Below are 12220 nucleotides of genomic sequence, written 5' to 3'. Positions count from 1 at the left end.
GGGTGTTTACGATTCGGTATGGCCGCTGATGCGCTGGCCCCAGGCTCGGGCGGTAGCGCCCAGCTGTTGTTCATCCAGGCGGGTCAGGCGCCGGTCGTCGAGTAACTGTTTGCCGGCGACCCACAGGTGTTTCACGCAATCGCGGCCGGTGGCATATATAAGCTGCGAGACCGGGTCGTAGACCGGTTGCTGGGCCAGGCCGGACAGGTCGAAGGCGACGATGTCGGCGGCTTTGCCAATCTCCAGCGAGCCGACCTGCGCTTCGATGCCCAATGCGCGGGCGCCGTTGAGCGTGGCCATGCGCAGCGCGCGATGGGCGTCCAGCGCAGTGGCCGAACCGGCGACGGCTTTGGCCAGCAGGGCGGCGGTGCGGGTTTCGCCGAGCAGGTCGAGATCGTTGTTACTCGCCGCGCCATCGGTGCCGACTGCCACATTGACCCCGGCCTGCCACAGGCGCTCCACCAGGCAGAAACCGCTGGCCAGCTTGAGATTCGACTCGGGACAGTGGATCACGCTGGTGTTGCTTTCTACCAGCAATGCGAGATCGTCATCGCTGATCTGGGTCATGTGCACCGCCTGGAAGCGCGGACCGAGCAAGCCCAGACGATCGAGACGGGCCAGTGGCCGCTCACCGCGCTGTTCCAGCGATTGCTGCACTTCGAAGGCGGTTTCGTGGACATGCATGTGGATCGACGCGTCCAGCTCTTCGGCAATCACGCGGATTTTTTCCAGATTCTCGTCGCCCACGGTGTAGGGTGCATGAGGGCCGAAAGTGATCTTGATCCGGTCGTGATGCTTCAGATCGCCGAACAGCTCGACGCCCTGACGAATGGCCTCATCGGCACTGCTGGCGCCCGGGATCGGGAAATCGAGGATCGGAATCGCGATCTGCGCGCGAATACCGCTGTTGTGCACGCGCTCGCTGGCGACTTTCGGGAAGAAATACATGTCCGAGAAGCAGGTGATGCCACCTTTGATCTGCTCGGCAATCGCCAGATCGGTGCCATCACGCACGAAATCTTCATCGACCCATTTGGCCTCGGCCGGCCAGATGTGGTTTTCCAGCCAGGTCATCAGTGGCAGATCGTCGGCCAGGCCACGGAACAGGGTCATCGCCGCATGGCCGTGGGCGTTGATCAAACCTGGGGCCAGGAGCACGTCCGGCAATTCACGGATTTCAGTGGCGTTACACTTCAGTGCTTCGGCGCGTGGGCCGATAAACACGATGCGACCGTCGCGGATGCCCAGGCCGTGCTCCTTGAGCACAACGCCTGCGGGTTCGACGGGTACCAGCCAGGTTGGCAGTAATAGTAAGTCGAGCGCAATGGCAGGTTTCGGCATCGAGGGTCGGTTCCAGTGCTTTTGTAAAGGATGGCGAAGTATACCCGAGCGTCTTCGCGGGGGGATCGCTATAATCGGCGGCTTTTGTTCATGAGTGCGGGGTGAGGGATGCGCGATCGACTGTTGGCTGCGGAGAAAGTAAAGGCCATCGATTGGCGAGATGGCGCGCTCCACCTGCTGGATCAGCGTATTTTGCCGTTCGAAGAAACCTGGATTGCCTACACCAGCGCTGCCGGCGTGGCTGAGGCGATTCGTTCGATGGTGGTGCGAGGCGCGCCGGCCATCGGCATCAGCGCGGCCTATGGCATGGTGCTGGCGGCCCGTGCCCGCGTGGCGCAAGGCGGAGACTGGTACGCAGCGCTGGAAGAGGATTTCGCGCTGCTGGCGGATTCCCGCCCGACCGCGGTCAACCTGTTCTGGGCGCTGAATCGTATGCACGACCGACTGGATCGACTGAAGGGCAACGCCGATCCGTTGGCGGCGCTGGAAGCCGAGGCCATCGCCATTCATGAAAGCGACCGCGAAGCCAACCTGACCATGGCCCAGCTTGGTGTCGATCTGATCCGCAAGCATCAGGGCAACGCCCAGGCGATCCTGACCCACTGCAACACTGGCGCGCTGGCCACTGGCGGTTTCGGTACGGCGCTGGGGGTGATTCGCGCGGCTTACCTTGAAGGCATGGTCGAGCGGGTCTATGCCGACGAAACCCGGCCGTGGCTGCAGGGCTCGCGTCTGACTGCGTGGGAGCTGGCGAACGAAGGCATTCCGGTAACGCTCAATGCCGACTCCGCCGCCGCGCACATCATGAAAACCAAGGGCGTGACCTGGGTGATCGTCGGCGCTGACCGCATCACCGCCAATGGCGACGTGGCGAACAAGATCGGCACCTATCAACTGGCAGTCAACGCCATGCACCACGGCGTGCGGTTCATGGTGGTGGCGCCGAGCTCGACCATCGACATGAACCTGGCCAGTGGCGACGAGATCCCGATCGAGGAGCGTGACGGTGCCGAGTTGCTGGAAGTGGGTGGCAAGCGGGTCGGCGCGGATGTCGAGGCATTCAACCCGGTGTTTGACGTGACCCCGGCGGATCTGATCGATGCGATCGTGACGGAGAAGGGCATCGTCGAGCGTCCGGATACGGCGAAAATGGCCCAGTTGATGTGCCGTAAGCGCCTGCATTGACGGGGCTTGAATCCTGCGTCGCCCCCTTCGCGAGCAGGCTCGCTCCCACAGGTTTTGTGACCGCCACAGAACATTGTGGGAGCGAGCTTGCTCGCGAAGGGTCCCTAAAAGTCAATAAACATCGGTAAATTAACCCCCGATTCTGCATTCGCAGCGGCTCTGAGCCTCTCTCGTCCCCTTTACGCCTGTCATCGGTCAACTAACTATGCTCCATGCGCATCTGGGGGATAGGTGCGTGGCGGCTCTTGTGATAACATCCGGCGTTTTCCGAGGCAGCTTCACGGAGCTGTCTTTACTGCGCAAATCCACGGTTCAACCAGTTGATTTGTCGTAAGTCGGCGCACGGCACTCAGCCTGCCCCGACGAGCTTCGTTCATCCCATATGGACATGACGAAGTTTCACCAGAAAAAGGAATCAGGCTTCTCATGGGCGAACTGGCCAAAGAAATCCTCCCGGTCAATATCGAAGACGAGCTGAAACAGTCCTACCTCGACTACGCAATGAGCGTAATCGTCGGCCGTGCACTGCCGGATGCGCGCGATGGCCTCAAGCCCGTGCACCGTCGCGTACTGTTCGCGATGAGCGAGCTGGGCAACGACTTCAACAAGCCGTACAAGAAATCTGCCCGTGTTGTCGGCGACGTGATCGGTAAGTATCACCCGCACGGTGATACTGCGGTGTACGACACCATCGTTCGTATGGCTCAGCCTTTCTCCCTGCGCTACCTGCTGGTCGACGGTCAGGGCAACTTCGGTTCGGTCGACGGCGACAACGCTGCGGCCATGCGATACACCGAAGTGCGCATGACCAAGCTGGCGCACGAGCTGCTGGCTGACCTGCACAAAGAAACCGTGGATTGGGTGCCGAACTACGACGGCACCGAAATGATCCCGGCGGTCATGCCGACCCGTATCCCCAACCTGCTGGTCAACGGTTCCAGTGGTATCGCCGTGGGCATGGCGACCAACATTCCGCCGCACAACCTCGGTGAAGTCATCGACGGTTGCCTGGCCCTCATCGACAACCCTGAGCTGACCGTCGATGAGCTGATGCAATACATCCCCGGTCCGGACTTCCCGACTGCCGCGATCATCAACGGTCGTGCCGGCATCATCGAAGCCTACCGCACCGGTCGCGGGCGCATTTACATGCGTGCCCGCTCGATCATCGAAGACATCGACAAAGTCGGTGGCCGTCAGCAGATCGTCATCACTGAGCTGCCTTACCAACTGAACAAGGCGCGTCTGATCGAGAAGATCGCCGAGCTGGTAAAAGAGAAGAAGCTCGAAGGCATCACTGAACTGCGCGACGAGTCCGACAAGGACGGTATGCGCGTCGTGATCGAACTGCGTCGCGGTGAAGTGCCTGAGGTGATCCTCAACAACCTCTACGCCCAGACCCAGCTGCAATCGGTATTCGGCATCAACATCGTGGCGCTGATCGACGGTCGTCCACGCATCCTTAACCTCAAGGATCTGCTGGAAGCCTTCGTCCGTCACCGTCGCGAAGTGGTTACCCGCCGTACCGTGTTCGAACTGCGCAAGGCTCGTGAGCGTGGTCACATTCTCGAAGGGCAGGCCGTTGCCCTGTCGAACATCGACCCGGTCATCGCCCTGATCAAGGCTTCGCCGACCCCGTCGGAAGCAAAAGAAGCGCTGGTCAGCACGCCGTGGGAATCCTCGGCCGTGGTGGCGATGGTGGAACGTGCCGGTGCCGATTCGTGCCGTCCGGAAAACCTCGATCCGCAATACGGTCTGCGCGAAGGCAAGTACTTCCTGTCGCCAGAGCAGGCGCAAGCCATTCTGGAACTGCGTCTGCACCGTCTGACCGGTCTGGAACACGAGAAGCTGCTGGCCGAGTATCAAGAGATCCTCAACCAGATCGGCGAGCTGATCCGCATCCTCAACAGCGCTGTGCGTCTGATGGAAGTGATCCGCGAAGAACTGGAAGTGATCCGTGCCGAATACGGCGACGTGCGTCGCACCGAAATTCTCGATGCGCGTCTCGACCTGACCCTGGGTGACATGATCCCGGAAGAAGAGCGCGTCGTGACCATTTCCCACGGTGGCTACGCCAAGACCCAGCCGCTGGCTGCGTACCAGGCTCAGCGTCGTGGCGGCAAGGGCAAGTCGGCGACCGGCGTCAAGGATGAGGACTACATCGCTCACCTGCTGGTTGCCAACAGCCACACCACGCTGCTGCTGTTCTCCAGCAAGGGCAAGGTTTACTGGCTCAAGACCTACGAAATTCCGGAAGCATCCCGTGCTGCCCGTGGCCGTCCGTTGGTCAACCTGTTGCCGTTGAGCGAAGGCGAATACATCACCACGATGCTGCCGGTCGATCTCGAAGCCATGAAGCGTCAGGCTGACGAAGAAGAGGCTGAAGGTGCCGAGACTGACGTAGAAGAAATCGAAAACAGCAACGAGACCGACGAAGAGCGTCGTGCGCGTATCAAGGCTGCTGACCGCAAGAAGGCTCCGTTCATCTTCATGTCGACCGCTAACGGTACCGTGAAGAAGACTCCTCTGGTGGCCTTCAGTCGTCAGCGCAGCGTCGGTCTGATCGCGCTGGAGTTGGACGAAGGTGACATCCTGATTTCCGCAGCCATCACTGATGGCGAGCAGGAAATCATGCTGTTCTCCGATGGCGGTAAAGTGACGCGCTTCAAGGAATCTGAAGTTCGTGCCATGGGCCGTACCGCTCGCGGTGTGCGTGGCATGCGTCTGCCGGAAGGGCAGAAGCTGATCTCCATGCTGATCCCGGAAGAAGGCAGCGAGATCCTCACCGCTTCCGAGCGCGGTTATGGCAAGCGTACAGCCATCACCGAGTTCCCTGAATACAAGCGTGGCGGTCAGGGCGTTATCGCCATGGTCAGCAACGAGCGTAACGGCCGTCTGGTCGGTGCGGTTCAGGTGCAGGACGGCGAAGAAATCATGCTGATCTCCGATCAGGGCACCCTGGTGCGTACCCGTGTCGACGAAGTGTCGAGCCTGGGTCGTAACACGCAGGGCGTGACCCTGATCAAGCTGGCCAAGGATGAAACCCTGGTCGGTCTGGAGCGGGTTCAGGAGCCTTCGGAAGTCGAAGGTGAAGAGTTTGAAGGTGAAGAGGGTGAGGAATTCGAAGGCTCTGTCGTGAACGACGATGCTGCCGAAGACCAGCAACTCGACGCCGCAGCTGACGAAGAGCCGCAGGAATAAGCGGATAAGCGAGGGGGCGGATGAAAATTCGCCCCCTTGTTATTTGTCCGGTATGAAACATCGGAGATCTCTTGTAGGAGTGAGCCTGCTCGCGATGCAGGCGCCGCGGTGCATCTGAAACACCGCAGTGATGCAATCGCGAGCAGGCTCACTCCTACAGGGGGATGCGCTTCAGTGCCGTTCCGGTGTCGACGATTAATGCGATTTAATGCGTGATATCAAATCAGAGCGAGATTGGATGTGAGCAAGCGAGCCTATAACTTCTGCGCCGGTCCTGCGGCGCTTCCTGAAGCTGTCCTGCAACGTGCTCAAGGTGAACTCCTTGATTGGCACGGCAAAGGTTTGTCGGTCATGGAAATGAGCCATCGCAGCGATGAGTTCGTGTCCATTGCCACCCAGGCCGAGCAGGATCTGCGTGACCTGCTGAATATCCCGTCGAACTATAAAGTGCTGTTTCTGCAAGGTGGCGCCAGCCAGCAATTTGCGCAGATTCCACTGAACCTGCTGCCGGAAAACGGTTCTGCCGATTACATCGACACCGGTATCTGGTCGCAGAAAGCCATTGAAGAAGCCTCGCGTTACGGCCGCGTCAACGTCGCCGCTACCGCCAAGCCTTACGATTATTTCGCCATCCCGGGCCAGAACGAGTGGAACCTGTCGAAAGACGCCGCTTATGTTCACTACGCGCCAAACGAAACCATCGGCGGTCTGGAATTCCAGTGGATCCCGGAAACCGGTGATGTGCCGCTGGTGGCCGACATGTCCTCGGACATTCTCTCGCGTCCGGTCGATATCTCGCGTTTCGGCATGATCTACGCCGGCGCGCAGAAGAACATCGGCCCGAGCGGCATCGTCGTCAACATCATCCGCGAAGACCTGCTGGGCAAGGCGCGTGCGCTGTGCCCGACCATGCTCGACTACAAAGTCGCGGCCGATAACGGCTCGATGTACAACACCCCGCCGACCCTGGCCTGGTACCTGTCCGGTCTGGTCTTCCAGTGGCTGAAAGAGCAGGGTGGCGTCGAAGCGATCGCCAAACTCAATGACGCCAAGCAGCGCACGCTGTACGGCTTCATCGACGCCAGCGGCCTCTACAGCAACCCGATCAACAAGTCGGATCGCTCGTGGATGAACGTGCCGTTCCGTCTGGCTGACGATCGTCTGGACAAGCCGTTCCTGGCCGGTGCCGACGCGCGCGGTCTGCTCAACCTCAAGGGCCACCGCTCCGTGGGCGGTATGCGCGCCTCCATCTACAACGCCGTCGACATCAACGCCGTCAACGCGCTGGTGGCGTACATGGCTGAATTCGAGAAGGAACACGGCTGATGTCCGAGCAAGAACTCAAGGCACTGCGCGTTCGCATCGACGCTCTGGACACCAAAGTCCTCGAGCTGATCAGTGAGCGTGCGCGTTGCGCCCAGGAAGTCGCGCGAGTAAAGATGGCCTCGCTGGCCGAAGGCGAAGTGCCGGTGTTCTATCGTCCCGAGCGCGAAGCTCAGGTGCTCAAGCGCGTGATGGAGCGTAATCAGGGGCCGCTGGGTAACGAAGAGATGGCGCGGTTGTTCCGCGAAATCATGTCTTCGTGTCTGGCGCTGGAGCAGCCGCTTAAAGTGGCTTACCTCGGCCCTGAAGGCACCTTCACCCAGGCCGCGGCCATGAAGCACTTCGGTCACGCGGTGATCAGCAAGCCGATGGCGGCGATCGACGAAGTCTTCCGTGAAGTGGCAGCCGGTGCGGTGAATTTTGGCGTGGTGCCGGTGGAGAACTCCACCGAAGGCGCGGTCAATCACACCCTCGACAGTTTCCTCGAGCACGACATGGTGATCTGTGGCGAAGTCGAGCTGCGTATTCACCATCACCTGTTGGTTGGTGAAAACACCAAGACCGACAGCATCAGTCGTATCTATTCCCACGCCCAGTCGCTGGCCCAGTGCCGCAAGTGGCTGGATGCACATTATCCGAATGTCGAGCGCGTGGCGGTGTCCAGCAACGCCGAAGCGGCGAAACGGGTCAAGGGTGAGTGGAACTCGGCGGCGATTGCCGGCGACATGGCCGCAGGTTTGTATGGCCTGACGCGTCTGGCCGAGAAGATCGAAGACCGTCCTGACAACTCGACGCGCTTCCTGATGATCGGCAACCAGGAAGTGCCGCCGACTGGCGACGACAAGACCTCGATCATCGTCTCGATGAGCAACAAGCCTGGCGCGCTCCACGAGTTGCTGGTGCCGTTCCACGACAATGGCATCGACCTGACTCGTATCGAAACCCGTCCGTCGCGCAGTGGCAAATGGACGTATGTGTTCTTCATTGACTTCGTCGGCCACCACCGCGACCCATTGGTCAAGAGTGTGCTGGAAAAGATCAGTCAGGAAGCGGTAGCACTCAAAGTGCTGGGTTCCTACCCGAAAGCAGTTCTCTAAGGGGCGGTAGCAAATGAGTGGCAACTTCCTCGCTCTGGCACAGCCGGGCGTGCAACAACTTTCGCCGTACGTTCCGGGCAAGCCTGTGGACGAGCTGGACCTGGATCCGGCCAAAATCGTCAAACTGGCGAGCAACGAAAATCCGCTGGGCGCCAGCCCGAAAGCGCTGGCGGCAATCCGCGAAGCGCTGACCGAGCTGACCCGCTATCCGGACGGCAACGGCTTCGCGCTGAAATCCCTGCTGGCCGAGCAGTGCCGCGTCGAGCTGAATCAGGTGACTCTGGGTAACGGTTCCAACGACATTCTCGAGCTGGTGGCGCGCGCCTATCTGGCGCCGGGCCTGAACGCGGTATTCAGCGAGCATGCGTTCGCCGTTTACCCGATCGCGACCCAGGCGGTGGGTGCTGAGGCCAAAGTGGTTCCGGCCAAAGATTGGGGGCATGACCTGCCGGCAATGCTCGCGGCCATCGATGCCAACACCCGCGTGGTGTTCATCGCCAACCCGAACAACCCGACCGGCACCTGGTTCGGCGCCGAAGCGCTGGACGAGTTCCTGCAGGACGTACCGGAGCACGTGCTGGTGGTGCTGGATGAGGCGTACATCGAGTACGCCGAAGGCAGTGACCTGCCGGACGGTCTGGACTTCCTCGCGGCGTATCCGAACCTGCTGGTTTCGCGCACTTTCTCCAAGGCTTATGGTCTGGCGGCGTTGCGCGTGGGTTATGGTCTGTCGACTCCGGTTGTTGCTGACGTGCTGAACCGCGTTCGTCAGCCATTCAACGTCAACAGCCTCGCTTTGGCGGCAGCCTGCGCGGCGTTGAAGGACGAAGAGTATCTGGCGCAAAGCCGTCAGCTCAACGAATCGGGCATGCAGCAGCTGCAAGCCGGTTTCCGTGAGCTGGGCCTGAGCTGGATCGAGTCCAAAGGCAACTTCATCTGCGTCGACCTCGGTCAGGTAGCTGCGCCGGTTTTCCAGGGCCTGCTGCGCGAAGGCGTGATCGTGCGTCCGGTGGCCAACTACGGCATGCCGAACCATTTGCGGGTGACCATCGGTCTGCCGGCGGAAAACAGCCGCTTCCTCGAAGCGCTGCGTAAGGTTCTGGCTCGTGGGTGATGTCACTGCTCTGCAATCTGCTGCACCTATGATCGGTCGCCTTGTGGTGGTCGGTCTGGGGTTGATCGGTGGTTCGTTTGCCAAAGGCTTGCGTGAAAGCGGTATCTGCCGCGAAGTGGTCGGGGTCGATCTCGATCCGCAATCGCGCAAGCTGGCAGTCGAGTTGGGTGTGGTGGATCGTTGTGAGGACGACCTGATCGCTGCCTGTCAGGGCGCCGACGTGATTCAACTGGCGGTGCCGATCCTGGCCATGGAGAAAGTGCTGGCCCGTTTGGCGAGCGTTGATCTGGGTCAGGCGATTCTGACCGATGTCGGCAGCGCCAAGGGCAATGTGGTGCGTGCGGCGACCGAAGCGTTCGGCGGCATGCCGGCGCGTTTCGTCCCGGGCCATCCGATTGCCGGCTCCGAGCAGAGCGGGGTGGAAGCTTCCAACTCCGAGCTGTTCCGTCGGCACAAGGTGATTCTGACGCCGCTCGAGCAAACCGACCCGGCCGCACTGGCGGTGGTTGATCGCTTGTGGCGCGAATTGGGCGCCGACGTCGAGCACATGCAGGTCGAGCGTCACGATGAAGTGCTGGCTGCGACCAGCCATTTGCCGCACCTGCTGGCTTTCGGTCTGGTCGACTCGTTGGCCAAACGCAATGAAAACCTTGAGATCTTCCGTTACGCTGCGGGCGGTTTCCGCGATTTCACAAGAATCGCCGGAAGCGACCCGGTGATGTGGCACGACATCTTCCTCGCCAATCGCGAGGCTGTCCTGCGCACACTCGATACATTTCGCAGCGACCTCGACGCCTTGCGCGACGCGGTCGATGCAGGGGATGGGCACCAATTGTTGGGCGTCTTCACGCGCGCCCGGGTTGCCCGCGAGCATTTCAGTAAAATCCTGGCCCGCAGGGCCTATGTGGACGCTATGAATTCCAACGATCTGATTTTCCTGGCTCAACCTGGTGGCCGCCTGTCCGGTCGGATTCGCGTACCAGGTGACAAATCGATTTCCCATCGCTCGATCATGCTCGGCTCACTGGCCGAAGGCGTGACCGAAGTCGAAGGTTTCCTTGAGGGCGAAGACGCTCTGGCGACCTTGCAAGCGTTCCGTGACATGGGCGTGGTCATTGAAGGTCCGCACCACGGTCGCGTGACCATTCACGGTGTCGGCCTGCACGGTCTGAAACCTGCGCCGGGCCCGATCTATCTGGGCAACTCCGGCACCTCGATGCGTCTGCTGTCCGGCCTGCTGGCTGCGCAGAACTTCGACAGCACGCTGACGGGCGATGCTTCGCTGTCCAAGCGTCCAATGAATCGCGTGGCCAATCCGCTGCGTGAAATGGGCGCCGTGATCGAAACCGCCGCCGAAGGTCGTCCACCGATGACCATCCGCGGCGGCCACAAGCTCAAGGGCCTGACCTACACCATGCCGATGGCCAGTGCGCAGGTGAAATCCTGCCTGCTGCTCGCCGGTCTGTACGCTGAAGGCAAGACCACCGTGACCGAGCCGGCTCCGACTCGCGACCACACCGAACGCATGCTGCGTGGCTTCGGCTACCCGGTCAGCGTTGAAGGCGCTACGGCTTCGGTTGAAACCGGCGGCAAACTTACCGCAACTCACATTGAAGTGCCGGGCGACATCTCGTCGTCGGCGTTCTTCCTCGTCGCGGCCTCGATCGCCGAAGGTTCGGAACTGGTGCTCGAGCACGTCGGCATCAACCCGACCCGCACCGGCGTCATCGACATCCTGCGTCTGATGGGCGCTGACATCACTCTGGAAAACCAGCGTGAAGTCGGCGGCGAGCCGGTGGCTGACCTGCGCGTGCGAGCAGCTAAACTCAAAGGTATCGAGATTCCTGAAGAGCTGGTTCCGCTGGCTATCGACGAATTCCCGGTGCTGTTCGTGGCTGCTGCCTGTGCTGAAGGACGTACCGTACTGACTGGCGCCGAAGAGTTGCGGGTCAAGGAATCGGATCGTATTCAGGTGATGGCGGACGGTCTGTTGGCGCTGGGCGTGAAATGCCAGCCAACCCCGGACGGTATCATCATCGACGGCGGCCAGATTGGCGGCGGCGAAGTGCATGGTCATGGCGATCACCGTATCGCGATGGCATTTAGTGTGGCCTCCCTGCGTGCCACCGCACCGATCCGCATCCATGATTGCGCCAACGTCGCGACGTCGTTCCCCAACTTCCTCGCGCTGTGCGGGCAGGTCGGTATTCGTGTGGCGCAAGAGGCTCAGTCGTGAAAAACATTGCACCGGTCATCACCATTGATGGGCCAAGCGGCTCGGGCAAAGGCACCGTAGCCGGGATTCTGGCCAAGCGTCTGGGCTGGAACCTGCTGGATTCCGGTGCGTTGTACCGCTTGCTGGCATTTGCTGCGCACAACCACGGTGTGGATCTGACCAATGAAGAGCTGCTGAAGAAACTCGCCGCTCATCTGGATGTTCAGTTCATTGCGGCGACCGAAGGTCAGTTGCAGCGAATCATTCTGGAAGGCGACGAAGTCAGCGATGTCATCCGCACCGAAAGCGTCGGCTCCGGCGCCTCGCAAGTGGCTGCATTGCCCGCCGTGCGCGAGGCGCTGCTGCAGCGCCAGCGTGCTTTTCAGGAGGCGCCGGGCCTGGTGGCCGACGGTCGCGACATGGGAACGGTGGTTTTTCCTGATGCGCCGCTGAAGATTTTCCTGACCGCCAGTGCCGAGGAGAGGGCGCGCCGTCGATATTTGCAGTTGAAGGGCAAAGTCGAGGGTGTTAGTCTGTCGAGTCTGCTAGATGAGATCCGTGCACGCGACGAGCGTGATACCCAGCGCGCAGTAGCCCCGCTCAAGCCGGCGGCTGATGCGATACAGCTGGATTCCACGGAGTTGTCCATCGATCAGGTGCTTGAACGCATCATGAGCGAGATCGCCATTCGCGATATCGCCGGGTGACCAAGAAGGCCGCAGGGGACCAGTCATAGTCCTGCAG

8 protein-coding genes are annotated in these 12220 nt (G+C 60.8%); 7 read left to right on the top strand and 1 reads right to left on the bottom strand.

What is annotated here, in order from left to right; all coding sequences use genetic code 11:
* Nucleotides 1–6: 6 nt before the first annotated feature.
* Complete coding sequence (locus PseAD21_RS00850) at nucleotides 7–1341, bottom strand: TRZ/ATZ family hydrolase (RefSeq protein WP_102354086.1); 1335 nt, start codon at nucleotides 1339–1341, stop codon at nucleotides 7–9.
* 108 nt (nucleotides 1342–1449) lie between these two features.
* On the opposite strand from PseAD21_RS00850, the gene mtnA reads away from it, so the two are divergent.
* The 7 genes from mtnA to cmk all read left to right on the top strand — a co-directional run bounded on the left by mtnA (nucleotide 1450) and on the right by cmk (nucleotide 12183).
* Nucleotides 1450–2526 carry an S-methyl-5-thioribose-1-phosphate isomerase gene (mtnA, locus tag PseAD21_RS00845; RefSeq protein ID WP_102354085.1) on the top strand — a complete coding sequence of 359 codons (1077 nt, stop codon included), beginning with the start codon at nucleotides 1450–1452 and terminating at the stop codon, nucleotides 2524–2526.
* 426 nt (nucleotides 2527–2952) lie between these two features.
* Nucleotides 2953–5727 carry a DNA gyrase subunit A gene (gene gyrA / locus PseAD21_RS00840; RefSeq protein ID WP_102354084.1) on the top strand — a complete coding sequence of 925 codons (2775 nt, stop codon included), beginning with the start codon at nucleotides 2953–2955 and terminating at the stop codon, nucleotides 5725–5727.
* Nucleotides 5728–5967: 240 nt separating this feature from the next.
* On the top strand, nucleotides 5968–7053 hold the full coding sequence (serC, locus tag PseAD21_RS00830; protein WP_102354082.1) for a 3-phosphoserine/phosphohydroxythreonine transaminase: 1086 nt from the start codon (nucleotides 5968–5970) through the stop codon (nucleotides 7051–7053).
* The gene (gene pheA / locus PseAD21_RS00825) at nucleotides 7053–8147 is read left to right on the top strand and encodes a prephenate dehydratase (RefSeq protein ID WP_025113086.1); all 1095 of its coding nucleotides are present in this window, start codon (nucleotides 7053–7055) and stop codon (nucleotides 8145–8147) included. The genes serC and pheA overlap by 1 nt, the downstream gene beginning before the upstream one ends.
* Nucleotides 8148–8160: 13 nt before the next feature.
* Nucleotides 8161–9261 (top strand): histidinol-phosphate transaminase, encoded by a 1101-nt coding sequence (hisC, locus tag PseAD21_RS00820; protein WP_102354081.1) that lies wholly within the window; start codon nucleotides 8161–8163, stop codon nucleotides 9259–9261.
* Nucleotides 9262–9289: 28 nt separating this feature from the next.
* Nucleotides 9290–11497 carry a bifunctional prephenate dehydrogenase/3-phosphoshikimate 1-carboxyvinyltransferase gene (locus PseAD21_RS00815; protein WP_256588087.1) on the top strand — a complete coding sequence of 736 codons (2208 nt, stop codon included), beginning with the start codon at nucleotides 9290–9292 and terminating at the stop codon, nucleotides 11495–11497.
* Nucleotides 11494–12183: a (d)CMP kinase gene (gene cmk / locus PseAD21_RS00810; protein ID WP_064391442.1), complete on the top strand. Its 690-nt coding sequence runs from the start codon at nucleotides 11494–11496 to the stop codon at nucleotides 12181–12183. Before PseAD21_RS00815 ends, cmk begins: the two co-directional genes overlap by 4 nt.
* Nucleotides 12184–12220: the final 37 nt, after the last annotated feature.

The sequence above is a fragment of the Pseudomonas sp. AD21 genome (genome assembly GCF_002878485.1).
Taxonomy (GTDB): Bacteria; Pseudomonadota; Gammaproteobacteria; order Pseudomonadales; family Pseudomonadaceae; genus Aquipseudomonas.
The sequence above is the reverse complement of the archived record's forward strand: the minus strand, read 5'-3'. Positions and strand labels throughout refer to the sequence as shown.

What these genes read in the sequence shown, in the direction of transcription:
- pheA (WP_025113086.1), top strand. Translation starts at nt 7,053, where the DNA reads ATGTCCGAGCAAGAACTCAAGGCACTGCGCGTTCGCATCGACGCTCTG.
- mtnA (WP_102354085.1), top strand. Translation starts at nt 1,450, where the DNA reads ATGCGCGATCGACTGTTGGCTGCGGAGAAAGTAAAGGCCATCGATTGG.
- hisC (WP_102354081.1), top strand. Translation starts at nt 8,161, where the DNA reads ATGAGTGGCAACTTCCTCGCTCTGGCACAGCCGGGCGTGCAACAACTT.
- PseAD21_RS00815 (WP_256588087.1), top strand. Translation starts at nt 9,290, where the DNA reads ATGATCGGTCGCCTTGTGGTGGTCGGTCTGGGGTTGATCGGTGGTTCG.
- PseAD21_RS00850 (WP_102354086.1), bottom strand. Translation starts at nt 1,341, where the DNA reads ATGCCGAAACCTGCCATTGCGCTCGACTTACTATTACTGCCAACCTGG.
- gyrA (WP_102354084.1), top strand. Translation starts at nt 2,953, where the DNA reads ATGGGCGAACTGGCCAAAGAAATCCTCCCGGTCAATATCGAAGACGAG.